At 62.9% G+C, this 24,557-nt stretch carries 17 protein-coding genes; 12 read left to right on the top strand and 5 right to left on the bottom strand.

Features of this window, described 5'->3' with window-relative positions; all coding sequences use genetic code 11:
• Positions 1 to 160: 160 nt before the first annotated feature.
• Positions 161 to 1,006, bottom strand: a complete 846-nt coding sequence (locus tag BLU62_RS28305) for an LEM-3-like GIY-YIG domain-containing protein (protein WP_139180091.1) — start codon at positions 1,004 to 1,006, stop codon at positions 161 to 163.
• Positions 1,007 to 1,113: 107 nt separating this feature from the next.
• Positions 1,114 to 3,438, bottom strand: coding sequence for a pentapeptide repeat-containing protein (locus BLU62_RS28310; protein ID WP_074853799.1), 2,325 nt, complete (start codon positions 3,436 to 3,438; stop codon positions 1,114 to 1,116).
• 425 nt (positions 3,439 to 3,863) lie between these two features.
• Between BLU62_RS28310 and BLU62_RS28315 the strand changes: the two genes are divergently transcribed.
• From BLU62_RS28315 to BLU62_RS28330, 4 genes are read left to right on the top strand one after another with little or no spacing between them, the layout of a single operon-like run.
• On the top strand, positions 3,864 to 5,843 hold the full coding sequence (locus BLU62_RS28315; protein ID WP_074853801.1) for a type I restriction-modification system subunit M: 1,980 nt from the start codon (positions 3,864 to 3,866) through the stop codon (positions 5,841 to 5,843).
• A complete protein-coding gene (locus tag BLU62_RS28320) occupies positions 5,840 to 7,042 on the top strand; it encodes a restriction endonuclease subunit S (RefSeq protein WP_074853803.1) in 1,203 nt (400 codons plus the stop codon). Before BLU62_RS28315 ends, BLU62_RS28320 begins: the two co-directional genes overlap by 4 nt.
• 1 nt (position 7,043) lies before the next feature.
• A complete protein-coding gene (locus BLU62_RS28325; protein ID WP_074853805.1) occupies positions 7,044 to 10,163 on the top strand; it encodes a type I restriction endonuclease subunit R in 3,120 nt (1,039 codons plus the stop codon).
• Positions 10,164 to 10,206: 43 nt separating this feature from the next.
• Positions 10,207 to 11,844: a GmrSD restriction endonuclease domain-containing protein gene (locus BLU62_RS28330; RefSeq protein WP_074853807.1), complete on the top strand. Its 1,638-nt coding sequence runs from the start codon at positions 10,207 to 10,209 to the stop codon at positions 11,842 to 11,844.
• 42 nt (positions 11,845 to 11,886) lie between these two features.
• Here BLU62_RS28330 and BLU62_RS28335 read toward each other — a convergent pair.
• A protein-coding gene (locus BLU62_RS28335) for an IS3 family transposase (protein ID WP_099047927.1) occupies positions 11,887 to 13,031 on the bottom strand; the annotation gives its coding sequence in 2 pieces (ribosomal slippage) (positions 11,887 to 12,764 and positions 12,764 to 13,031; 1,146 coding nt in all).
• A gap of 82 nt (positions 13,032 to 13,113) precedes the next feature.
• Between BLU62_RS28335 and BLU62_RS28345 the strand changes: the two genes are divergently transcribed.
• Positions 13,114 to 13,335 (top strand): hypothetical protein, encoded by a 222-nt coding sequence (locus tag BLU62_RS28345; protein WP_074853809.1) that lies wholly within the window; start codon positions 13,114 to 13,116, stop codon positions 13,333 to 13,335.
• A 47-nt stretch (positions 13,336 to 13,382) separates the two neighbouring features.
• Here the strand turns inward: BLU62_RS28345 and BLU62_RS32625 are convergent, their stop codons facing one another.
• A complete protein-coding gene (locus BLU62_RS32625) occupies positions 13,383 to 15,533 on the bottom strand; it encodes an ATP-binding protein (protein WP_139180092.1) in 2,151 nt (716 codons plus the stop codon).
• Between the two features lie 378 nt (positions 15,534 to 15,911).
• Between BLU62_RS32625 and clpB the strand changes: the two genes are divergently transcribed.
• Both clpB and BLU62_RS28360 read left to right on the top strand, forming a co-directional pair.
• Positions 15,912 to 18,464, top strand: coding sequence for an ATP-dependent chaperone ClpB (clpB, locus tag BLU62_RS28355; RefSeq protein WP_005198149.1), 2,553 nt, complete (start codon positions 15,912 to 15,914; stop codon positions 18,462 to 18,464).
• Between the two features lie 137 nt (positions 18,465 to 18,601).
• Positions 18,602 to 19,693, top strand: coding sequence for a hypothetical protein (locus tag BLU62_RS28360; protein WP_074853813.1), 1,092 nt, complete (start codon positions 18,602 to 18,604; stop codon positions 19,691 to 19,693).
• Between the two features lie 150 nt (positions 19,694 to 19,843).
• Here BLU62_RS28360 and sigK read toward each other — a convergent pair whose 3' ends face one another.
• Complete coding sequence (gene sigK, locus BLU62_RS28365) at positions 19,844 to 20,404, bottom strand: ECF RNA polymerase sigma factor SigK (protein WP_074853815.1); 561 nt, start codon at positions 20,402 to 20,404, stop codon at positions 19,844 to 19,846.
• Positions 20,405 to 20,625: 221 nt separating this feature from the next.
• On the opposite strand from sigK, the gene BLU62_RS28370 reads away from it, so the two are divergent.
• The 5 genes from BLU62_RS28370 (at position 20,626) to kdpA (ending at position 24,548) form a co-directional block, all read left to right on the top strand.
• The gene (locus BLU62_RS28370) at positions 20,626 to 21,219 is read left to right on the top strand and encodes a DNA-3-methyladenine glycosylase I (RefSeq protein ID WP_074853817.1); all 594 of its coding nucleotides are present in this window, start codon (positions 20,626 to 20,628) and stop codon (positions 21,217 to 21,219) included.
• 29 nt (positions 21,220 to 21,248) lie between these two features.
• Complete coding sequence (locus BLU62_RS28375) at positions 21,249 to 21,995, top strand: maleate cis-trans isomerase family protein (RefSeq protein ID WP_074853819.1); 747 nt, start codon at positions 21,249 to 21,251, stop codon at positions 21,993 to 21,995.
• Positions 21,992 to 22,384 carry a PPOX class F420-dependent oxidoreductase gene (locus BLU62_RS28380; RefSeq protein ID WP_074853821.1) on the top strand — a complete coding sequence of 131 codons (393 nt, stop codon included), beginning with the start codon at positions 21,992 to 21,994 and terminating at the stop codon, positions 22,382 to 22,384. The genes BLU62_RS28375 and BLU62_RS28380 overlap by 4 nt, the downstream gene beginning before the upstream one ends.
• A gap of 250 nt (positions 22,385 to 22,634) precedes the next feature.
• Positions 22,635 to 22,733 carry a potassium-transporting ATPase subunit F gene (locus tag BLU62_RS28385; RefSeq protein WP_084811963.1) on the top strand — a complete coding sequence of 33 codons (99 nt, stop codon included), beginning with the start codon at positions 22,635 to 22,637 and terminating at the stop codon, positions 22,731 to 22,733.
• A gap of 6 nt (positions 22,734 to 22,739) precedes the next feature.
• Positions 22,740 to 24,548 carry a potassium-transporting ATPase subunit KdpA gene (gene kdpA, locus BLU62_RS28390; RefSeq protein WP_074853825.1) on the top strand — a complete coding sequence of 603 codons (1,809 nt, stop codon included), beginning with the start codon at positions 22,740 to 22,742 and terminating at the stop codon, positions 24,546 to 24,548.
• Positions 24,549 to 24,557 lie beyond the last annotated feature (9 nt).

Consider the following 24,557-nt stretch of genomic DNA (forward strand, 5'->3'; position numbering starts at 1 on the left):
AGCGAAAGCAGCCCGCGTGAGGGAGTCGATGGCCGAGGGTGAGCTTCGAATACCTGGGCTCAGGATAGCCATCGGAGGGTCATCGTCGATGTCACCTCCTCGTCGCTTCAGATCAATCTCGTTCAGACAGCCGCTCACTTTGGCGACGTCGCCATCGAACCTATCGGGAGTGCTCAGCACTCGCGGTACAGGACTGAGACTCGAGCACCCTCTTGTAGAGGTGCTTCACGCTGGTATTCCGGTAGGTCGCATTGAAGTCATCGTCGATCTGGCCGGTGAAACGCCAGCGACGCTTGGCAGTGCGATGGGGTGTCAGAGTCCATTCGTCGTCGACGAGCCAGCCGGGTTCCCAGGATGCGGGGTTAATGCGGTACACCGCGCGGATAACGCCTCGGTGCACAGCGAAGGCATACTTTGCCTTCTCGCGGCGCGCGGAGAGCCGCCACCATTGGCGCGTGGCGTCGTACAAGTCGTCGGCGCTGATGGTCGGGGTCCAGAGGACAGGGATCTTGATGAGAAGCGAGGGGACCGTGATGTCGGGGGCTTTCGGTGCATCGTAGAGGCTGGAGACAACGTCGACACCGGCGAGTCCGTGGGTGGATGTGTGGTGGCCGGTGAAGAGGTTGGTCAGAGCGAATCGATCGTTGGCCATTGTCGGGTCCAGGAGCTGGCACAGATCGATCAGGCTCGCTTCGACTGCATAGGCCAGCTTTTCCGATGCTAACCCATGGCGAATGATGAAGGCGTCGACGTGCAGACCCGCTTGATGGATCTTGTTGATGACATCGATCTTTTGGCTGACCTCATCTTCGTCAGCAGCGAGGTGCGCATCGTTCGCGTTGGCGAAGACTCGGTTGCCTTTACCTTTGCCGATATAGAAGACGCGGCTATCGATCGGGTTTCGCAGCGCGTACACGTACCAGCCCAATCTCTCGGCGACGTACGGGCTGAATGCAGATGTCGGCGTCATCGGGGTATCTGGCTGGCTGACGGGTGTTGCATTCATCGATCGATCCTGCGGTTCGGCATGCGGTCCACTTTATCCGCGCCTATCGGATGCTTTGTCCGCGTGTACCTTCCGAGGCGACATCAACGCGCGTCTTTGTCGATCCATCAACGTTTGGTGCGGTTGCGGGTCGCCAACACCGCCAACGCGAGCAGAACGGGCCCGAGGATGCGGACGGCGATGTCGATGAGGTGGCCCCAGCTGGTGAGGGTGACCCCGGACAGTCCGGCGGGCCGGAACAGGGCGACGGTTTCCTGGGCGGCGAATAACCAGGATCGCATCAGCGATAACCCGTCCGCAGCCGGTGCGGTCGAGGTAATGGCCCCGGTGTCGAGGTTCACCGACGTCGGCGCCTTGGTCACAGTCTTGGCCGCCCACGCGTCGTTGGTGAAACACCAGCCCGCGACCGCGATAACGATGAGGAGTGTGGCCAGAGACCGCCACGCCCGCAGCCCGTACCCGGCGATCAGCCAGTACGCGGTGAGTAGGCAGCGTTCCACCGAGATCGGTCTGGACGCGAGGCGCCGCATTTCCATTTCGCCGTAGTAGAAGTCGGCGGCGCCGGGCTCATCTTTGCTGTCCTCAAGCGCTTTACGCAGCGACCGGTAGGTGGCGGACACGTTGCGATGCGACAAAGGTGCGGTGGGAGTCGCGCTAGATTCATCTGTTGTGGTGGTCGGCGTATCGGCGACCTCAGTGGTGGTGGGGTGGGGGTCGCGGAGCCTGAGTTCGTCGTGCAGGACTCGTCGGCTGGTCCGCCACCACTTGCGTCCGCGAGCGGGCCACGCCCGCATTATGTCTTTGTCTCCGCGATGGTTGGTGAGGATGTCGTCGCCGGTGATGACGAGTTTGTCGAGACCGTCGGCGCCAGTGAAGGTGCAGGCTCGCAAATCCATTCCGGACAGCGTGGTGCCCGCGATATGCGCGCGTTGCAGAGAGGTCACCAATGCGCTGGGCGCGTGGCTAAGCGCTGCACTGAGGTCGCGGTCGAGACGGTCCAGGTCGTCACGCAGGCTGTCAGGTATGGACATGTCTTGCACGTTGCGTAGCGGGATCGCTACCCAGCTCCCGCCGCCGGATCCTCCGCGCCGCCTTCTCGGTGTCGCCGGCACTGTAACCGGGACGGCTTCGATGAGTGACCCCTCGGCGAGATCGGCGTCCTCGAGGCTTACCGTCGCGCCGGCAACCACCAGATGCAAGCGCTCGGCGCGGGTGCGTTTCAGGGTGATGCGCGACGCCGCCACCTCGAGCTGCACCGGCTGCTTGAAGATTGTCCGATCGAGTCGGATGTCAACTGCAGCGAGTCCTGTCGTGACTATCGAGGACGTCTCCCAAATCGTGTCGGACCAGTCAAGTGTGCGCCACAGAGAGCCCTCAAACCGGGCGTCCGCAGAGAACGTCGCCCCGGCGAACCGGGCGTCCCCGGTGAACGTCGTCCCGGCGAACCGGGCGTCCGCAGTGAACGTCGCCCCGGCGAACTGGGCGTCCCCGGTGAAGGTCGTCCCGGCGAACCAGGCGTCCGCAGCGAACGTCGCCTTGTCGAACCGGGCGTCCGCAGTGAACGTCGCCTTGTCGAACCGGGCGTCCCCGGTGAAGGTCGCCCGGCCGAACCAGGCGGCCTCGGTGAACGTCGCCCCGCCAAACCGGGCGTCTGCAATGAACGTCGCCCCACCGAACTCGGCGTAGCCGGGGAACGTCGCGCCACCGAACCGGGCGTCTCCGGTGAAGGTCGTCCCGGCGAACCGGGCGGTCTTAGTGAACGTCGCCTTGTCGAACCGGGCGTCCCCGGTGAAGGCCGCCCGGCCGAACCAGGCGGCCCCGGTGAACGTCGCCTTGTCGAATCGGGCGGCCCCGGTGAACGTCGCCTTGTCGAATCGGGCGGCCTCGGGGAACGTTGCCTCGGCGAACCAGGTGGTCCCGGTGAAGGTCGCCCAGGGGAACTCGGCGGTCTCGGTGAACGTCGCCTTGTCGAAGCGGGTGATCCCGGTGAAGGTCGCCCCGCCGAACGAGGCGGCTCCGGTGAACGTCGCCCCGCCGAAGCGGGCGGCCTCGGTGAACGTCGCCTCGCCGTAGCGGGCGGCCCCAGTGAAGGTCGCCCCGGCGAACTCGGCGGTCCCGGTGAACGTCGCCCTGACGAACAGGGCGTTCCCGGTGAGGACACAGTTGGGAAGGCTGAGGTTGATGGTGGCGCCGCGGAGGTCGAGTCCGCCGTCGATGCGGGTTCCGACCAGGTGAACAGGGCGTTGCTGATCGAGTAGAAGGTGGCGGAGGTAAACGGCGCGCACGACGCGGTCGTCGGTCCAGCCAGCGGCCACGTCGGCCGACGGCGCCCAATGCGCGTCGGCCCGTTCTTCAGGGCTTCTCAGATCGCACCGCTTGCCGGCTTGGGCGGCGGCGAGCAGCAGGCGTTCGGCGGGGGTGGTCGGTTCCACGGGCGCTCGCTCCTCGAGTCCTGGGACCGAGGCGGCCCGGGTGCGGCCGCGTGGCCGCGCATCCGGTTGATCGTAGCGGCGTGTCCGGGTTCCGGTGCTGTGCGACACCGCAACACACCCGACCGCGGGATTACGTGTGGAAATGTGTGGAAGATTCTCCACACAACGGGGCGCTCGCCAGGTCGGCGAAACGCTCCCCGGGGCTCTTCGAACGCAACGAAACTCCTCGGCACCCTTCTTTGATCAGCAGCAGGCGGTTATCCGATCTCACCACGGACGACATCCCGCCCCGCACTGGTGCCGGGTCCCGACGCCCAAGAAGGGTACGGAGTGCAGCTTGTTGATTCACCCGGAAGTCCGCTACTAGCGACGGTCCTGACCCACTAGATTTTGAGGCAGCCTAGTCAAGGGAGAGCCGCATACGTATGAGTACGACCAACGCCAACCTGATCTGGAAGATCGCTGAACTGTTGCGAGGCCCGTTCCAGCCGAACCAGTACGGGGACGTGATCCTGCCGTTCACCATCCTCCGCAGGTTGGACTGCATCCTGGAGCCGACCAAGGATGACGTCCTGGTTGAGTACAAGAAGCTGTCGAAGTCGAAGGTTGACCCCGATATCGTCCTAAAATCCAAGTTCAAGGTCCCGTTCTACAACACCTCCCGCTGGGACTTCCGAGCGCTGACCTCCGACGCCGAAGGTATCGCCGACAACCTGGCCGACTACATCAATCACTTCTCCCCGAACATCCGCGACGTGTTCGACGGCTTCGGCATGGAAGACCTCATCGAACGCCTCAGCAAGTCCGATCGCCTGTACCTGATCGTCAAAGAGTTTGCGGCCGTCGATCTGCACCCCAAGGCGGTCAACGGTTACGAGATGGGCTTGATCTTCGAAGAGCTCATCCGCAAGTTCGCCGAATCCAACAACGCCGCCGCCGGTGACCACTTCACCCCACGCGAAGTCATCGCCCTCATGGTCGACCTACTGTTCGCAACCGCCGACGACGCCCTCACCAAACCGGGCACGGTGCGCACCATCTACGACCCCGCCGCGGGCACCGGCGGCATGCTCTCAACGGCGTTCGACCACCTGTTGGAGATGAACCATAAGGCGCGGCCGGTGCTGTATGGGCAGGAGATCAACCCACGCTCGTACTCAATGTGCAAGTCCGACATGATCATCAAGGGTCAGGATGTCGGCAACATCTACCTCGGCGATACCCTCACCGACGACAACTTCCGCGGCCGGCACTTCGACTACCTTCTCTCCAACCCGCCCTTCGGCGTCGACTGGAAAACCCAGCAGCGCGCCGTTGACGAGGAGTACCGCGTCCGCGGCTTCGCCGGCCGCTTCGGACCGGGCCTTCCGCGCGTCTCCGACGGATCACTGCTGTTCCTGCTGCATCTGATCTCCAAGATGGAACCGGTCAAACAGAACGGAGACGGCGGATCACGCCTGGCGATCGTCCTCAACGGTTCACCCCTGTTCACCGGCGGCGCCGGATCAGGTGAGTCGAACATTCGGCAATGGATCATCGAGAACGACATCCTCGACACGATCATCGCCCTGCCGACCGACATGTTCTACAACACCGGCATCTCCACGTATATCTGGATCCTCGACAACAACAAACCCGCCGAACGTCGAGGAACTGTCCAACTCATCAACGCCGTCGACATGTTCGGCAAGATGCGGAAATCGCTGGGTTCCAAACGCAAGTTCCTGCACGACAACGACATCGCACGGATCGTCCAGCTCTACTCCGATCATGTCGACGACCAGGGTTCCGACGACGCTGCGTCACTGTCGAAGATCTTCGCCAACGACGACTTCGGCTACCGCACCATCACCGTCGAACGACCGTTGCAGCTCGCCTTCCGCATCGATGACGCGAAGATCGACGCAGTCCTCGCGGTCAAAGCGATCACGAAACTCGGCACCGACGGCCAGGAAGCGATCCGAAAAGCCCTCGTCTATCTGTCGGAGTGGGAATGGGCCAACCGTGACGCCTTCACCAGCGAACTAAAAGAAGCGCTGCGCGACAACGGCTTCGTCAAGCCCGGCGCACCAGTTCTCAAGGCGATCTGGTTGACGATCGGCGAACACTCCGACGCCGCCGACGTCATCACCGACCGCCACGGTAACCCCGAACCCGACCCCTCCCTCCGCGACACCGAGAACGTCCCACTCTCTGAGGACGTCAACGACTATTTTGAACGCGAAGTCCTGCCACACGTCCCCGACGCCTGGATCGACCACGACAAGACCAAAGTTGGCTACGAGATCCCCTTCACCCGCCACTTCTACCGCTACGTCCCACCCCGACCCCTTGAAGAAATCCAGAAAGACCTACGCCAACTCGTCGGGGAGATCCAGGAGATGTTGAAGGAGGTTGGCGCATGAGCGCCCACCCAACAACGCAGCTTCGCCGACTCGCGCGGATTAGGAACGGCGCGGATTACAAGGAAGTTGAAGATCCAGAAGGTGAGTACCCGGTCTACGGTTCGGGCGGGATATTTAGCAGGGCGTCGCGCTATCTGTACGAGGGTCCTTCTGTGCTCCTGGGTCGCAAAGGAACAATCGACAAGCCACTCTTGGTTGACGGAGAATACTGGACCGTCGATACGATGTTCTGTGCGCAGCCAGCGGTCGGCGTCGATCCGCGATTCCTCTACTATGTCTGCACTACAATCCCTTTCGGGATGCTCTCTACGAACACCGCGTTGCCCAGCATGTCGCAGGGCGACCTCAACGCCGTGATGCTTCCGCGTCCGCAGGAATCCGAACAGGTACGGATTGCTGACTTCCTTGACCGCGAGACGGCGAAGATCGATGCGTTGATCGCCAAGCAGGAGCAGTTGATCGCGACCCTGCAGGAAGACCGCATCGCCACCATCACCCACGCGGTGACACGGGGCCTTGATTCGGAGCAAACGGTCCCAGCGGAAAGTGCTTGGGTCGGCAGGCGGCCGCGGACATGGACCGAGACGAAGATGAAGTACTTGATTGACTCTGTTGAGAGCGGCACCAGCGTGAATGGAGCAGACACATCTCCGGCCGCAGATGAACTCGGCGTCCTGAAGACGAGCGCTGTGTCGACCGGGAGCTTTGTCCCAACTGCCAGCAAGACGGTTGTGGGCGAAGACGTTCAGAGGTTATCCTGCCCCGTCCGTGCAGGAACTCTTCTGGTGAATCGTGCAAATTCACCGCGGTTCGTGGGATCTGCGGCCTATGTGGACTATGCACCCGAAAATCTGTACTTGTCAGACAAGATCTGGCAGTTCGATCTGCGAGGGGCTGCGGCTGAGTTCGTTCACCTCTGGACTCTCACGCCGGGGTATCGATCTCAGATACAGAGTGGAATTGTTGGAACGAGCTCGAGTATGCAGAACGTGTCGATGGCGGACTATCGCGAACTTGCCCTCGCGGTTCCAGACTTGGTGGAGCAGCGTTCGATCGTGAATGCAGTACGGGCAAGGGTCGGTGTCATCATCAATTTGGTGAACAAGAGTACGGAGAGCATCGCCACACTCCGCGAGTACCGGTCTGCGCTGATCACCGATGCGGTGACCGGCAAGATCGATGTGCGAGAGATGGTTTGACATGCCGCAGCATCACGAGGTAATCCTGGAAACAGAGATCTGCGAGTACCTCGCGGATCACGGTTGGCTGTACTCGCCGAACGATGCTGGCTACGACAAAGCATTGGCGTTGTTCCCCGAGGATGTGTTCGCGTGGCTGGCCGATACCCAGCCCGAGGAGTTGGCGAAGCGGGTCAAGCCGGAACTGACGGGCAAGGAACGCTCGGAGGCCGAATCCAAGGTGCTGGCTACCCTGGCCAAACGACTTGATGCGGATCTGAAGGCCGGTGGCGGCACATTGAACGTGTTGCGCAGTGGGTTCAAGGATCTCAACGCCAAATTCCTGATGTGTCAGTTCAAGCCGAATACGACCCTGAATGAGACGACCGCGAAACGCTATGACGCGGTGCGGCTTCGGGTGATGCGGCAGGTGCACTACTCGTCGCGCAACGCCAATGCGATTGATCTGGTGTTGTTCGTGAACGGGATTCCGGTTGCGACTGTCGAGTTGAAGACCGACTTCACGCAGAACATCACCGATGCGGTGCGGCAGTTCAAGAAGGATCGGCTGCCGAAGGGGGAGCCGCTGCTGGAGTTCGGGCGGCGGGCGGTGGTGCATTTCGCGGTGTCCAACAGTGAGGTGCAGATGACCACGAAGTTGGCCGGTGACGAGACGTTCTTCCTGCCGTTCAATCGCGGCGATGACGGGAATGCCGGTAACCCCCTCAACCCGGATGGGTCTCCGTCGTCGTACTTGTGGGAGCAGATCTGGGATCGGGACACCTGGCTCGACATCCTGGGCCGGTTCATGCATCTGCACATTGAGGAGAAGGTCGACCCGGCGACCAATCGGAAGCGTCGTAAGGAGACGATGCTGTTTCCTCGCTTCCACCAGTGGGATGCGGTCACCAAGCTGATCGCGGCCGCCAAGGAGGAGGGGCCGGGCAACAAGTATCTGATTCAACATTCCGCGGGGTCGGGGAAGACGAACTCGATCTCGTGGTTGACACATCGGTTGTCGGTGCTGCACAACGATGCGAACAAGCCGGTGTTCGATGCGGTGCTGGTGATCACCGATCGGACGGTGCTTGATTCCCAGTTGCAGGAAGCGATCCGGCAGATCGATGACACCCCGGGGATGGTGGCGCACATCGATGCGTTGAGTGGCTCGAAGTCGGGCAAGCTTGCACAGGCGTTGGAGTCGGGGACGAAGATCATCATCGTCACCATCCAGACCTTCCCGTACGCACTCGACATCATTCGGACCGGCAAAGGGTTGGAGGGGCGTTCGTTTGCGGTGATCGCCGATGAGGCGCACTCCTCACAGGCCGGTGATGCGTCGAAGCAGTTGAAGAAGGTGCTGACTGCGACCGAGTTTCAGGACGTCGAAGACGGTGGCAGCGTCGACGCTGAAGATGTGCTGGCTGCGGAGATGACTGCGCGTGCGGCGGCGTCGAATATCTCGTTCTTCGCGTTCACGGCCACGCCGAAGGCCAAGACGCTGGAACTGTTCGGGCGGCGACCGGCCGAGGATGTTCCGCCGGAGCCGTTTCACTTGTACTCGATGCAGCAGGCCATTGAAGAGGGCTTCATCCTGGATGTGCTGCGCAACTACACCCCGTACAAGACGGCGTTCCGGTTGTCGCACAACGGGCACAGTTACTCCACCGAGGACACCGATGCCGGCGGGACCGTCGTCGTCGACGCCGACCCGGGCGCGGATTCGCACCTGGTGGACAAGCGGGAAGCCATCAAGTCAGTGATGAATTGGGTGCGGCTGCATCCGACGAACATCGCGCAGAAGGTGCAGATCATCGTCGAGCACTTCCGCTCCAATGTTGCCTGGCGCCTCAATGGCAAGGCCAAGGCGATGGTGGTGACGAGCTCACGCATGGCGGCGGTGCGCTACAAGTTGGCCTTCGACGCCTATGTTGCCGACCAGGGATACACCGATGTGGCGGCGTTGGTGGCATTCTCCGGTGACATCACCGATGACGACAACGGCCTGGACAAGGTCACCGAAACCAGCATGAACCCGGGGCTGAAGGGACGCGACCTGCGAGTCGCTTTCGCGACTGACGAATATCAGGTCATGTTGGTGGCCAACAAGTTCCAGACCGGTTTCGATCAGCCACTGCTAGTAGCGATGTACGTCGACAAGCGGCTCTCCGGGGTCCAGGCGGTACAAACGCTGTCGCGGCTGAACCGTACCGCGCCCGGCAAAGATCAGACCTTTGTCATCGACTTCGCGAATGCCGCCGAGGACGTCGTCGACGCATTCGAGCCGTACTACGAGGCGACGACGCTGTCGGATGTCACCGACCTCAACATCGTGCACGCCACCATGGCCAAACTCGACGCCGCCGATATCTATCAGTGGAGCGAGGTCAACAGCCTTGCCGCTGACTTTGTCGCGAACAAGGGCAACAACGCCCTGACCAAGTGGGTCACGCCCGCGCAGCACCGATTCCGAGATCGTGAACGAGACGCAACGACCGCTGGCGACACGGCTGCGCTCGATGAACTGGACATGTTCCGCAAGGACGTCGGGACGTTCATCCGCCAGTACGACTTCCTCTCCCAACTGTTCGACTACCAGGATGTCGACCTGGAGAAGCTGTCGATCTACCTGCGTTACCTCGCGCCGGTGATCCGGCGCGAGAACGTGCAGCACGCGATCGACCTGTCGGCAGTCGATTTCGACTACCTTCGCCAGAACAAGCAGTCAACAACTAGCGGCACGCTCGAAGGTGGTGCGCAGCTGCCGCCGGCCGGTGAAGGTGGAGGAAGTGGCTCCGTACGCGATCCGGAAATGGTTGAGCTCGACGACGTGATTGCCACGATTAATGACCTGTTCGAGGGTGTTCACTCCGACGCTGACGTTCGCAGTGTTGTCACCCACCTGCGGGACAAGTTGGAAGAGAGCGAGAATCTGAAGACTCAGGCTCGCAACAATTCTCAAGCGCAGTTCGAGGCCAGCCCGGACATCGATATCGAGTTCAACGGTGCCGTGATTGAGGCGATGGATGCGCACTCGGATCTCTCCGGGCAGATACTCAACAACGCTGTGATCCGAGACAAGCTGGTATCGGAGCTGGTCCCGGCGATCTACCGTCGGTTGCGAGTGGAGCACGGACCGTGAGTTCGGCACAACAACGTCCGACGTCAACGAGAAGGAGTTCCTGATGGGGTTTCAGACGCCGCTGTACGAGCTCAGCGAGTATCTGAAGTGGGCGGAGCTGGGGAAGATTCAGCTGCCCGATTTCCAACGCGGGTATAAGTGGGAGGACGAACGAATTCGGCAACTGCTCGTGACCGTCCTTCGTGGTCACCCGCTGGGTGTGGTGATGCTTCTCAACACGGGCAACGATCAAATTCGCTTCAAGCCTCGCCCGATTGAAGGCACCAACGTACCCACCGGAACACACGCAGAGTCGCTGTTGTTGGACGGGCAGCAGCGGTTGACGTCCCTGACCCAAGCATTGACCGCCGATGGCGTTGTACACACCATGGACAGCCGCGGCAAACGCATGGATCGCCGCTACTTCATCGACATGCACCTCGCTGTTCAGGGTGAGGACCGCATCGACGAAGCAGTTCTGTCCCTGCCTGGTGACGGAATCGAACGCATCAACTTTGGCAAAAACGTTGTCCGCGACGTTTCTACACCTGAAAAGCAGCGGGCCGTGGGTCTGTTTCCGGTGAACCTGATCTTCGGCGACGCCATGTCTTGGCTGTTTGATCTTGAGGACCGCGACCTCGCTAAAGAATTCAACAACGATGTCATCAAACCGACTGGCACCTACAATATCCCGGCAATCGAGCTCGACAAGGACACCAGCAAAGGTGCAGTGGCGACGGTATTCGAGAAGGTCAACGTCGGTGGGCTCCCACTCAATGTGTTCGAACTGTTGACCGCAACCTTCGCCGGCGACCCCGACTACTACGAATCGCATGGCACAGATTTTCGCCTCAACGACGACTGGAAGGAAACGCAGGCGAAGTTCGTCGCGTATCCCGTGCTCGCTGGCTTGGAGAACACAGACTTCCTGCAGGCCGTCACGCTACTCACCACCCGCAAACGTAATCTCGCCTATATTGGCCCGAGGCCTCCCGCCGTGTCCGCGAAGCGTGAAGACGTCCTGAAGCTCACGCTCGACGACTATCTGGAATGGGTTGGGCCGCTTCGCGAAGCGTTCATCTGGGCGTCGGACTTCTTGGCCGACCGTCACGTCTTCGACACCAAGTTCCTGCCCTATCCCAAGCAATTGGTTCCGCTCGCTGCCATTCGAGTGGCGATGGGCCACGACGCCGACCTTCTCGGTCCCCGCGAGAAGTTGGTCCGTTGGTTCTGGTGTGGGATTCTCGGTGAGTTGTACGGTGGCGCAATCGAAACGCGGTTCGTGCGTGATCTCGAGCAGGTGCCGGAATGGGCCCGTGGCCATGCCGGTGCCGCAACCCCCAACACCGTCAACGACGCAACGTTTGTGGAATCCCGACTCCATTCGCTGCGGACGCGAAATGCCGCTGCGTACAAAGGGATCTACGCTCTGCTGCTCGGCAACGAGGCCCGCGACTGGATGGAAGACAAGGCGCTCGACAAGGTTCAGTACGTCAGCCTCGCCGTTGACATCCACCACATCTTCCCGAAGAAGTGGTGTGAAAGTCACAAGATCGATGATGAACGTCGCGAGAGCATCGTGAACAAAACCGCGATCTCTGCAGTCACCAATCGCACTATCGGCGGCAGCGCGCCCTCGGTGTATCTCGCGCAGATCGAGAAGAAGGCGCAGATCGACGACGTGATGGCAGGTCCCCGATAACCGGTCCAGTCGGTCCTAGAGCCAGTTCTTTCTTGCGGTCGGTCAGTCGATCTCGCAGCCCACGGGGTGGTGCTGGTGGGTGCATCGGGCAGCGTACTCGGCCGGGGTCTTGTAGCCCAGCGCTGAGTGGCGGTGTCGGTGGTTGTGGTCGTCTTTGAAGTCTTCGATGACCACGCGGGCCTCCAACAGGGTGGGCCAGCAGTTGCGGTTCAAACACTCGTCGCGCAACCGGTTGTTGAACGACTCGATGAACCCGTTGTTCCACGGCGTGCCAGGCGGAATGTAGGAGATCCCCACCGACCCTGCACAGAACGTCTGGAGGGCCTCAGAGATGAACTCAGGGCCGTTGTCCATGCGCAGCACCTTCGGTGGGCCACCCCAGATCGCGAAGGTCTTCTTCAACTCCTCGATCAACCGGTCGGCGGCGATCGAGCGATCCACAATGTTGAGCAGCGACATCCGGGTGTGTTCATCGACCATGGACGCGATCTTGATCTTGTGTCCGTCGACAGTGGAGTCGAACTGAAAGTCCAATGCCCACACCACTTTCGGTGCGTCCGCGGTGACAATCGGCACCGACGACTGGCCGGCCCGTTTACGCCGCGGCGCCCGGCGCACCTGCAATCCTTCTTCCTTCCACAGCCGGTGGACCTTCTTCTTGTTCACGGTGTCGCCTTCGTCGAAACGTAGCCAGGCCCACGCCCGACGGAACCCGTGGCGTGGGTTCTGACGGGCGTAGGTTCGTAGCTGCTGGCGCAGGCCAGCATCCGGGTCAGCCGGGGTGTGCGCTTGCGGCAGTTGACGATACGCTGAACGAGCAAGCCCAACAACCTTGCACGCCTTGCGTTCTGACATGTTCATCACGTCTTTGAGCATGTCGATGGCGGCGCGTTTGGCGGTTGGGCTCAGAATTTTCCCTTGGCGATCTCCCGTAGCGCGTCCTTCTCCAACTCGGCATCGGCGAGCAGCCGCTTGAGCCGGCCGTTCTGCTCACGCAGCTCCTTGAGCTCCTTGGCCGCGTCACCGTCCATGCCGCCGTACTGGCGGCGCCAGTTGTACAACGTCGCTGCCGACACCTCGAGGTCGGCGGCGATCTCCTCGCCGGTCTTGCCCTGCGCCGCCAACTCGTCAGCCCGGCGCAACTTGCGCACAATGTCCTCTGCCGAGTGGCGCTTGCGTCCTGCCATGATCCTCATCGTCCCTTCTCTGCCCTCAACAGGGCAATCAGGACTCTAAAACAGACCGGACCGGTTCACGGGGGACACGCCAGTGAGGCTCGACGGTCTGGTCGAAGCCCACCTGGTTCCAGCCTCGTCTCTGCGCGCCGACGACTTCGATTCCTACTTCGTCGAGCGTCGGCGACGATTGTGCGACCTGGTGGAGGATGCGATGGGCAAGGCGGTGCCGCGAGATGTGGGCCACGGCGCTGAGGAAGACTCGACGCAGTTCGAGATCGCCGAGATCGAGGAACTGCCGGACGAGGTAGATTAACCGATTGGGCGGACTGTCCTGATCGAAACAATAGCTCAGATCCACTCCTATTGCTGTCTGGCAGCGGAACGTCGCGCGAGCGAACTGATATGCTCACCTAGCGCTATGAGATCCGGATGGATCGGTGATCCAGTCTTGGCCGCATCGACTGCAGTCTCACGCACTCGCTCGTTGAGAAGTGCACCGCCTTGAGGCAGTAGGTGTTCGGAATTGAGGAATTTCTTGATGTTTCGAGGAGGCTTGCCGCCCGCGTTTGCCTCCCATTGCTTTTGGATAGCGTCCCACGAAACATCGTGTTGAGTCAGAATCCCTGACGCTGGGAGATAGCAGATAATGTCGGGCTTTCCAAGCCCGTAAACCTCGATGCGGTCGAGCGTTTTCGATTCCACTGCAGATTTCGCCAGCTCAGCGAGCATGTCCGCTTCGTCGACACGAAGCGCTGCAAGCTGACCGACCGACGCCAGTGTTGCCGTGTTGTCTCCCGATTTATAGGTCGCTTTGATATCTTCCCACACTGGCTGAAGGATGCGATTCGTCAATCCGTCGAGGACTACCAAGATTGACCCGTTCGTGGCCTGAAACATGAACCGTGCTTCGGCCAAGGACTTGGCGCGCGCAGCACCACGCATCGCGTAGATACCTGCCGAGGCTTCAACCAGCTGGGTGCGGAGCAGGTTCTCCAGAACGTACTGATCATGTAGGCCCTCAACCACCACGGCAACATTCATGAGCTGAAGAAGATCACCCATGGCCAATCCGAGGTCGATTCCTGCAACTTCTGCCTCTATCGAATCGCTGATTGCCAAACGCCAAGGACGGAGGGCCGTAGCGCCAGCGGCATTGCGATAGGTGAGAATCCGTTGTGCTCCAGGGCTGCCAATTACGAGCGGAGAATGTGTCGCAGCAATTATGCTGATCTGTGCGCGGTCGATGAGATTTGTCAGACCATCGGCCACCCGCTGCTCTGCCAGCCGGTGCAATCCGCGTTCGGGTTCGTCGCACAAGAATAAGGTGGGGCGCGTCTCACGCTCGGCGAGGGCGAGGGCGATCGCAAGGTTGGTCCATCGCAATTGTGCGCTTGATAGCTCGCAGATTCCAGCCCAATTAGAATCTGAGGTTCCTATTGAAAATTCCCAATGGGGCTGGCTGCCCAATAGTAGCTGATCGGGGTTTGGTACGTTGAATCGCAATACGGGCGGATTGATCAGAACCTCACTGAGGTAACTGTTGCACTTGTGTTCTATTGCGGCGATACCCTCGGCCAGTTTTGGTGCAACCGCGAAACCGCCATCCTTGGTCGCAGCATAGGCGGTGGGGCGAGATTTCTCAGTGCCGCGTTGCGGTTGACCTACAATTGACTTCAGAGTCAACGAGTCAGCATCGAACTCGTCAGAAAGTCCATCGATTATCGATACCGGAGATATTGTACACGAAGAACCCAAGCGTACTACTGGAAATGCGGAAGGTGATCCTCGGTGGAGTGATTCGCTATTCCCGCTCGAATATCGATAAGAAGGTGCCATGTAGTATTCAAAAACGTTGACATCTTCCACGAGGGCATCGGACAAGAATCGCGGTTCATCCTCGTGGTTGTGAATATCTTCAATGAACTGGCTCAGTTTGATACAGGAATCCTCGAGGGATCTTCTGAGATGAGCGTTCTCGAACGGATGACCCGCGAGCCAGAGTACGCGTCGGCCGTCCTCGCGCGATTGAAGCGTGAAGCGGCCGTTCTCGGCGATGTGCTGTAGGGCCAGTCGGTCGCTACTTGGCAGGCCGCGCTCGACTGAATGTAGCTCGATCAGCGCGTCGAGCTTCTGTAAAATCGTCCAGTCGTGGTCAGGTGCGCGTGACTCCTCGTAAAGAATCTCGTATTCGTCAAACCTGCTAGACGTGTACATCTGTCCACGCAGCTCTCGTGTTGCCCGAGACAGCTGTTCGGATAGCTTCTTGGTGAACCCACTGCTGGGATTGCTTGACACGTCGACCCAGAAGTGGAGGTCGGCGCGCACGCCACTGGATAGTCGGCCGGACAGTGCATCGGCGATGCAGTGAAGCAGTCGCGTCTTGCCCGCGCCGTTGAGGCCATAAAGGACGGACAACTGCTCGTTCAGTTCGAAATGCACCATCTCGTCCAACGGTGCTTTTGCGCGTACCGATACATGAGTGAGTTCGAAGCCGTCGCCAGTGATCGACATGGGCGGAGCCTATCGCGGTCGACGGCCCCCGGAGTGTTCGTTCCGCGGCCGCTACTCGATCTACGAACCGAAGCGGTCCACTCCACTCGCGTCGTGGCAGGTCTGCTGGCTGCAGTCGTCTTAGTCATTGGGCGGCTGACGAGCCTATGGTCTGGATCACTGCGAGTCCAGGATTTGTGGCTGGTGCGGCGTTCCAGTCCAGGAATCCAGGATTTGTGGTCTGCAGTCCAGACTTCGGGCGAGCGCGGCATCTTGGATAGAGTGACACACATCACAAGATTGGTAGGCATGAGCGGAATGGACTCAACTTTGTTGGCGTTGCATCCTGCGTATGGCTCATACTTGAGCCTGTTGGACTAAAGAGAAAGGTGCACGCGAGTGGACAGCTTCACCCCCACCACGAAGACACAGCAGGCATTGAGCGCTGCTGTGCAGGCGGCGGCCAGTGCTGGCAACCCCGACGTGCGGCCCGCCCACATCCTGGTGGCACTGCTCGATCAGTCCGACGGCATCGCGTCTCCGCTGCTCAAGGCAGTGGGCGTGGACCCGTCGAATGTTCGTGCGCAGGCCCAGATGTTGGTCGACCGCATGCCGACGGTTGCGCAGGCCAGTGCCACCCCACAACTCTCCCGCGAATCGATCGCGGCGGTCAGCGCGGCTCAGCAGCTGGCCGGTGAACTCGGCGACGAGTACGTCTCGACCGAGCACATCGTCGTCGGTCTGGCGACCGGTGACTCCGATGTCGCCAAGTTGCTGCACAACGCCGGAGCAACCCCCCAGGAACTGCGGGATGCGTTCGTCGCAGTCCGCGGGAGCCGACGCGTCACGAGCGAGGACCCGGAGTCGACCTACCAGGCGCTCGAGAAGTACTCGACCGACCTGACGGCAGCCGCCCGTGAGGGCAAGCTCGACCCGGTCATCGGTCGCGACACCGAGATCCGGCGCGTCGTGCAGGTGCTCAGCCGACGGACCAAGAACAACCCGGTCCTCATCGGTGAGCCCGGCGTCGGCAAGACCGCGATCGTCGAGGGCCTCGCCCAGCGTGTCGTCGCCGGTGACGTGCCCGAGTCGCTGCGGAACAAGACTGTCATCTCCCTCGACATGGGTTCGATGGTCGCCGGCGCGAAGTATCGCGGCGAGTTCGAGGAGCGGCTGAAGGCCGTGCTCGACGAGATCAAGAACTCCGACGGCCAGATCATCACCTTCATCGATGAGCTGCACACCATCGTCGGAGCCGGTGCCACAGGCGATTCCGCGATGGACGCCGGCAACATGATCAAGCCGATGCTCGCTCGTGGTGAGCTGCGGCTGGTCGGTGCCACGACCCTCGAGGAATACCGTAAGTACATCGAGAAGGACGCCGCGCTCGAGCGTCGATTCCAGCAGGTGTACGTCGGCGAACCGTCGGTCGAGGATGCCATCGGCATCCTGCGCGGCCTGAAGGACCGGTACGAGGTGCACCACGGTGTGCGCATCACCGACTCCGCATTGGTCGCTGCCGCAACTCTTTCCGACCGCTACATCACCTCGCGCTTCCTCCCCGACAAGGCCATCGACCTCGTCGACGAGGCGGCGTCGCGGCTGCGGATGGAGATCGACTCGCGCCCCGTCGAGATCGACGAGGTCGAGCGCATCGTCCGCCGGCTCGAGGTCGAAGAGGTTGCGCTGCAGAAGGAAACGGACGCGGCGTCGAAGGAACGGCTCGAGAAGTTGCGCGCCGAACTGGCCGACCAGAAGGAGAAGCTCAACGAGCTGTCCGCACGGTGGCAGTCGGAGAAGACCGCGATCGACGCGGTACGCGACCTCAAGGAAGAGCTGGATCGTCTCCGTGGAGAAGCCGAACGCGCCGAGCGCGACGGTGACCTCGGACGCGCAGCCGAGCTGCGGTACGGCCGAATCCCCGGACTGGAGAAGGAACTCGAGGCCGCGCTGGAGAAGACCGGTACCGATCCCGGGCAGGACGTGATGCTCCAGGAGGAGGTCGGACCCGACGACGTGGCACAGGTCGTGTCGTCGTGGACCGGAATCCCGGCCGGACGCATGCTCGAAGGTGAGACCGCCAAGCTGCTGCGCATGGAGGACGAACTGGGCAAGCGAGTCATCGGACAGAAGGCTGCCGTCGAGGCCGTCTCCGACGCGGTGCGTCGTGCCCGGGCCGGCGTCGCCGACCCGAACCGGCCACTGGGTTCGTTCATGTTCCTCGGCCCGACCGGCGTCGGCAAGACCGAGCTGGCCAAGGCGCTCGCCGAGTTCTTGTTCGACGACGAGCGGGCGATGGTCCGCATCGACATGAGCGAGTACGGCGAGAAGCACAGCGTCGCAAGGCTCGTCGGTGCTCCACCCGGTTACGTCGGGTATGAGGCCGGTGGTCAGCTGACCGAGGCGGTGCGGCGTCGGCCGTACACGGTGGTCCTGTTCGACGAGATCGAGAAGGCCCATCCGGACGTGTTCGACGTGCTGCTGCAGGTGCTCGACGAAGGTCGACTCACCGACGGCCAGGGACGGACGGTGGACTTCCGCAACACCATCCTGATCCTGACGTCGAACCTCGGCGCCGGTGGCGACAAGGAACACGTCATGAACGCGGTGCGCTCGGCCTTCAAGCCCGAGTTCATCAACCGCCTCGACGACGTGGTCATCTTCGACCCGCTGAGCCCCGAGGAGCTGGTGGCGATCGTCGACATCCAGCTCGGACAGCTCAAGAAGCGGCTGGCCCAGCGTCGCCTCGACCTCGAGGTCTCGCCGAAGGCCAAGGAATGGCTGGGTGCACGTGGATTCGATCCGCTGTACGGCGCCCGTCCGCTCCGCCGCCTGGTGCAGCAGGCCATCGGCGACCAGCTCGCCAGGCAGCTGCTCTCCGGCGACATCCGCGACGGCGACATCGTTCCGGTGAACGTCAGTGCCGACGGCGAGTCGCTGGTCCTCGGCTGATCACGAGTGACGCGACCAGGGGCCCATCCCTTCGGGGGTGGGCCCCTTTTGTCGTTTGGCGCTGCAGACGGGTCAGCGGGGGCGAGTCGACCACTCGCGACCCCGCACGTCCTGGCATCATCGCTGACATGAGCAGGATGAACGCCGTCGAGCTGCCGGCCACCGCGCTCGGCGAATTCCTGGAGTCGACGGCGTTCGCCGAGATGCTCGACCCCGACGACGAGCGGTCCGCATCACGGGACGCGCGGGCGCGGAAGGCCGAGGTCGTCGACGTCATACGCGCGATCGACGCCAACGCGGGTCGACGGTTCGTCGATCGTGAGCGCGCCGGTGAGGTGATCATCGGCGGGCTGCGGGGCGGCGGACTCGGGGTGCGGCCGTCGGTGGTCGACGCGGTTCTGGATCTTCTGCGGCCGGTCGGCGTCGCAGCGCCGGGCGCGCCGAAGCCCGTTCCTCTCGAGGTGCAGTCGGTGCTCGGTGTGTACGTCTACGCCCTGGTCGATCCGCGTGACGCGTCGGTGTTCTACGTGGGTGCGGGCCGCGGGAATCGAGTCCACCAGCATGCGCGTGCGGCCCTCGCCGGCGCGACGCCCGATGCGGGGGAGGTTGTCGGGGAAGCCGATTCGCCGGCGACCTGGTCCGCGACCGAGGAACGCATCCGGGACATCGACGCCGACGGATTCGGCGTGGAGCACTGGATACTCCGGCATGGCGACGACGTCGTCGACTCCGCTGACGCGCTGGCGGCGTATGTCCGTCGGTACACGGTCGAATTCGCGGAGCTGGCGCGACTCCCGCTGACGAACAGTGCGCCCAGCGGTGCAATCCAGCTGGAGGAGATGGTGTTACGGCATGCGGCGCCGCTCGCGCCGCCACTGCCCGAGCCCTGTGTGCTGGTGAAGGTCGACGACTCCGCCCGGCCGGACGCCGGCGCCGACCAGATCTACGAGTGGGCGAGAAGTGGATGGCGGGCCGGACCGCATCGAACGGTGCCCGATCTCCCGGTCCTGGTGTTCGCCGACGACATCGTCCGTGCGGTGCACCGCGTCGACTACTGGGAGGCGTATCGGGACGCCGACGGCAACCTCGACCCGAAGCGGTGGGTGTACACCGGAGCGCCGGATCCCGAGCTGGAGGAGCGGTACGTCGGGACCAGCCTGCGCGAGGTGCGCGAGCGACGCGGCGGGAAGTGGAACCACAACGGGTGGCACCCGTACGGGCAGGTGTGACCGGTCGGTACGACGAAAACCGCCCCTGCAAAACACCCTCCAGAGGGTCGCCGCTGACACATACACACTTTCGTCGGCGGTCCTGTGGAGGGTGCTCTCCAGGGGCGGTTCGCAGCGGCGCGGCACTGGCACCCGGGCTGCGGGGGAGACCTAGCCGACGGCGGCCAGGCCGGGCACCGTCTGACGCAGACGGATCAGTCCGTCACGGATGCGGGACTTGACCGTGGGCAGTGCGACGCCGAGGTGCTCGGAGACCTCGCGGTAGGTGAGTCCGTGGAAGTAGGCGAGCTCGATGGCCTGCCGCTGAAGAGGCGTGAGGGCTTCGAGGCCGGTGTGGATCAGTCGGGCGATCTCCCGGCGCTCCACGGACTCGCTGACCTCGTCGATCTCGCGACCGGTATCGGCGATGCCGTAGGCGACGGTGCGCCGGGTCGCGGCGGATTCCGAACGCACCCGGTCGACGGCCCGGCGATGCGCCAGGGTGAGAATCCAGGAGAGTGCGGACCCGGACCTGGGGTCGTAGGTCTCGGCGTTGCGCCAGACGGCCAGGAAGGTCTCTTGGGTCGCTTCCTCGCTGTAACCGGGATCGCGCAACACCCGCAGGGTCATGCCGTACACCCGGTCGCACGTGGCGTCGTAGAACTCGGCGAAGGCGTCCATGTCCCCGGTTGCCACACGGGAGAGGAGCTTGTTGAGATCGGCCTCATTCATCACGAAACTCCTTGCCGCAGATGTATTTTCGCTCGTCCGGAGCGGGGTCGGCGACCGGGTTGAAGTGCTCTGGACTGCGATGTGTTCAACGCTAGGCGGGTTGCGGCGAGAAGTGATTGTCGCGAGACACAACGGGATGCTTTCGCAATCTTTGATAACAGAAAGGTAACGGCGGCGATCTGTCGTAGCCGTACCGTAGCCTGCGCCACGAAGGGAGACGTATGTCTGACGACACCATAGAGGGGCCGGACGGTCGGCGGCGCTGCTTCTGGGCCGGGCGGGAACCGGAGACCACCTACCACGACACCGAGTGGGGATTCCCGACCACCGACGATACGTCGTTGTTCGAGCGCGCCTGTCTCGAGGGATTCCAGTCCGGCCTCAGCTGGCGCACGATCCTGCTCAAGCGTGAGAACTTCCGCGCGGCATTCGCCGGCTTCGACGTCGAGAAGGTGGCGCGCTACACCGACGCCGACGTGACGCGACTGCTGGGCGACGCGGGCATCATCCGGCATCGCGGCAAGATCGAGGCGGCGATCAACAACGCGCAACGGGCCGTCGACCTCATCGACGAGCACGGATCGCTCGAGTCGTACTTCTGGGGATACGCCCCGGCCGGCGCGCACGTCCCCCACTCGATGACGACGTCGCCGGAATCGGTCGCGATGTCGAAGGACCTCAAGAAGCGGGGATGGCGCTTCGTCGGTCCGACGACGATGTTCGCGCTGATGCAGGCGACCGGGATCGTCAACGACCATGCCTACGAATGCGTCATTCGGGAAAAGGTGGACGCCGCCCTTCGGCAGCGATTGTAGACAATCCGACGATATGCCATCATCCCTGCATGAACGCCCAGATCGGCATCGGCATGGTGTGCCCGTTCGACATGGCCCTCGACCGTGAGCTGTGGCGTTGGATGCCGGATTCGGTCTCGCTCCACTTCACGCGGACCGGCTACCTCGACGCCCCCGTCGACGTCGAGCTGTGCCGGGATCTCAACAATCACGCCGAGATCTCGGCGGCGGTCCGCGCCGTCTCGTCGGTCGGGCCGCGGGCGTTCGGCTACGCGTGTGCGTCGGGCAGCTTCGTCTACGGGATGGCGGGCGCGGTGGAGATCTCCAACTGCATGATCGCGGCGGGCGCGGAGCGGGCGGTCACCACGTCGGAGGCGTTGATCCGGGCACTCGACACGATGAACGTCGGCACGCTGGCCGTGGCGACGCCGTACACCGCCGCGCTCACCGGGCTGCTCTGCGACTTCCTCGCCGAGGCCGGGAGGTGCGTCGTCGCCCAGGCGGGTCTCGGCCGCGACCACGAGATCTGGACGATCCCGTATCACGTGACGGCCGACCTCATCCGCGCCGCGAATCATCCCGACGCCGACGCCGTCTTCGTCTCCTGCACCAACCTGTGGACCTACGACATCCTGGCCGACCTGGAGGCCGAGCTCGGCAAGCCGGTTCTCTCCGCCAACCAGGTGACCGCCTGGGCGACACTCTGCGACGCCGGTGTGCTCGGCGGTGAGATCACCCCCGCGGGCTGGTCGACAACCCCTGCACAATCGCTGTTCACCCGTAGCATTGCCGCATGACCTCTGACACCGCGACGTTCGGCGAGGCGGGTACCGCCAAGTACGTGAACCTGACGACCTACCGCAAGGACGGCACCCCGGTGACCTCGCCGCTGTGGGCGGCACTCGACGGCGACCGCCTCGTCATGTGGACGGTCGCCGACTCGTGGAAGGTCAAGCGGCTGCGGCGCGACCCACGGGTGGTCGTGCAGGCCTGCGATGTACGGGGACGCAAACTGTTCGGCGAACCCGTCACCGGCACCGCCGAGGTGCTGGACGACGCCGGCAGCGACCGGGTCAAGCGGGCGATCGCCGACAAATACGGTCTGTTCGGGCGAATCAGCCTCATCGGCAGCAAGATTCGCCGTGGCAGACACGGCAGCGTGGGAATAGCGATCACCGCGGCGTAGCGGGCGCCCGGCGGGTGCCGCCGGGCGACAACGAGCCGTCAAGAACGGCCGGCCTGCCGTAAGAAAGCCGTTAAGAACTCTCCTGTGCCGCTCGCGGCGCGTGATCCTTCGGTGTGCCCATCACACGGTGGGCCATCGGTGCGATCAGAGAGTGAGACGTCGTGGCGGATCTGCTGTTCCTGCTGCTTGCCATCTCCGGGTTCGGCTTGTGCATACTGGCCGTTCGCGGCCTCGACCTGCGGATCAAGTCGTGACCGCCGACGGGGTGATCAGCGTCGCTCTGCTGGCGCTCGCGGCGATCACGGTGCTGCTCCTCCTCCTGGCTCTCGTGTACCCGGAGAGGTTCTGAGAAGCGATGAGCACAACTGTTGCCGGGCTCCTGCAGGTCGGGACGCTCGTCGTGATCCTGGCCGCCGTCTACGTGCCGCTGGGCGATCACATGGCGCGCGTGTACACCGGCGAACGAGACCTCGGCGTCGAGCGTATGCTCTATCGACTTGCCCGCGTCGATCCGCGTAGGCAACAGTCCTGGGTGGGGTATGTCCTTGCCGTACTGGGGTTTTCGGCGGTCTGCTTCGTGGTCCTCTACGCGATCCAGAGGATGCAGGGAGCACTTCCGCTCTCCGACGGCAAGGCCGGTGTGTCTCCGGCGATGGCGTTCAACACCGCGATCTCCTTCGTCACCAACACCAACTGGCAGTCGTACTCTCCCGAGATCGTGATGACCAACCTGACCCAGATGACGGGACTGGCGGTACAGAACTTCGTCTCCGCCGCGGTCGGGATGGCCGTTGCCATCGCGCTCGTCCGCGGGATCGTCAACCGCCGGGCCACCGGTGAGATCGGGAACTTCTGGGTGGATCTCGTACGCGGGGTGATCCGGATCCTGTTGCCGCTGAGCATCATCGTGGCGACGTTGCTGCTGAGTCAGGGGGTTGTGCAGTCCTGGCACAGCGGATTCGCGTGGACGACGACGGATGGCGCAGAGGTGCGCAGTGTCATCGGCCCGTTCGCTTCCCAGGAGGCGATCAAAGAGCTCGGTACCAACGGCGGCGGGACATTGTCGGCGAACTCGGCGCACCCGTTCTCCAATCCCACGCCCTTCTCGAATCTGGTCGAGATCCTCGCGCTGCTGGTGATCCCGGTCTGTCTCACCCGGACCTACGGAACCCTCGTCCGGGACCGGCGCCAGGGACTGACCCTTCTCGGTGTGATGGCAGGGATCTGGGCGATCATGCTCACCGCCGTATGGATCTTCGAGAGTCACCCGTCCGGGGCGGCGTCGGCCGCGGCGGGCGCCATGATGGAAGGCAAAGAGGTGCGCTTCGGGATTCCGGGTTCGGCGCTGTTCGCGGTGTCGACCACCGGGACCTCGACCGGTGCCGTCAACTCCGCGCACGACAGTTTCTCCGCGGGCGGTGGCGGCACGGTCCTGTGGAACATGCTCCTCGGGGAGGTCGCGCCCGGTGGGGTCGGATCGGGACTGTACGGAATCCTGGCGATGGCGATGATCACCGTCTTCGTCGGTGGACTTCTGGTCGGCCGGTCGCCGACGTTCCTCGGAAAGCGGATCGGCCAGCCCGAGATGACGACGGCGGCGCTCTATGTCCTCGTCATGCCGGCACTCGTGCTCGCGGGTACGGCGATCTCGGTGATCCTGACGGCGACGGGGGAGGCGCAAGGGAACAGCGGCGAGCCGGGTACACCCGGTGCGATCCACGGTTTCAGCGAGGTTCTCTACGCCTACGCGTCGGCGGCCAACAACAACGGCAGTGCCTTCGGCGGGCTCACGGTGACCGATGACTGGTTCCAGGCCTCCCTGGGCGTGACGATGCTGCTGGGTCGGTTCGTGCCGATCGTGCTCGTGCTCGCCCTCGCGGGCCTTCTGGCCCGGCAGCGTCCGCGCGGCACAGTCGACGAGAGCGCAGCCGAGAGCGCCGGTGTCACCGGAACCGGCCCCACCGGCCTTGCCGGCCCCGGTCGCGGGCGCGCCGTACTGGAGGCCACGCCGGCCGAGTCGGTCGCACGTCCGGAGGCGCTCTCCGCCCTGCCCACGCACGGTTTCCTCTACGGGTCCCTGCTCATGGCGACCATCGTGCTGGTCGCCGGACTCACCTTCTTCCCGGCCATGGCGCTGGGACCGATCGCGGAGGCGCTGCTGTGACCACACGAC

This window comes from Gordonia westfalica (assembly GCF_900105725.1).
In the GTDB taxonomy this organism is placed as follows: Bacteria; Actinomycetota; Actinomycetes; order Mycobacteriales; family Mycobacteriaceae; genus Gordonia; species Gordonia westfalica.

What these genes read in the sequence shown, in the direction of transcription:
- BLU62_RS28305 (WP_139180091.1), bottom strand. Translation starts at nt 1,006, where the DNA reads ATGAATGCAACACCCGTCAGCCAGCCAGATACCCCGATGACGCCGACA.
- BLU62_RS28315 (WP_074853801.1), top strand. Translation starts at nt 3,864, where the DNA reads ATGAGTACGACCAACGCCAACCTGATCTGGAAGATCGCTGAACTGTTG.
- BLU62_RS28320 (WP_074853803.1), top strand. Translation starts at nt 5,840, where the DNA reads ATGAGCGCCCACCCAACAACGCAGCTTCGCCGACTCGCGCGGATTAGG.
- BLU62_RS28325 (WP_074853805.1), top strand. Translation starts at nt 7,044, where the DNA reads ATGCCGCAGCATCACGAGGTAATCCTGGAAACAGAGATCTGCGAGTAC.
- BLU62_RS28330 (WP_074853807.1), top strand. Translation starts at nt 10,207, where the DNA reads ATGGGGTTTCAGACGCCGCTGTACGAGCTCAGCGAGTATCTGAAGTGG.
- BLU62_RS32625 (WP_139180092.1), bottom strand. Translation starts at nt 15,533, where the DNA reads ATGTCGATCACTGGCGACGGCTTCGAACTCACTCATGTATCGGTACGC.
- BLU62_RS28360 (WP_074853813.1), top strand. Translation starts at nt 18,602, where the DNA reads ATGAACGCCGTCGAGCTGCCGGCCACCGCGCTCGGCGAATTCCTGGAG.
- sigK (WP_074853815.1), bottom strand. Translation starts at nt 20,404, where the DNA reads ATGAATGAGGCCGATCTCAACAAGCTCCTCTCCCGTGTGGCAACCGGG.
- BLU62_RS28370 (WP_074853817.1), top strand. Translation starts at nt 20,626, where the DNA reads ATGTCTGACGACACCATAGAGGGGCCGGACGGTCGGCGGCGCTGCTTC.
- BLU62_RS28375 (WP_074853819.1), top strand. Translation starts at nt 21,249, where the DNA reads ATGAACGCCCAGATCGGCATCGGCATGGTGTGCCCGTTCGACATGGCC.
- BLU62_RS28380 (WP_074853821.1), top strand. Translation starts at nt 21,992, where the DNA reads ATGACCTCTGACACCGCGACGTTCGGCGAGGCGGGTACCGCCAAGTAC.
- kdpA (WP_074853825.1), top strand. Translation starts at nt 22,740, where the DNA reads ATGAGCACAACTGTTGCCGGGCTCCTGCAGGTCGGGACGCTCGTCGTG.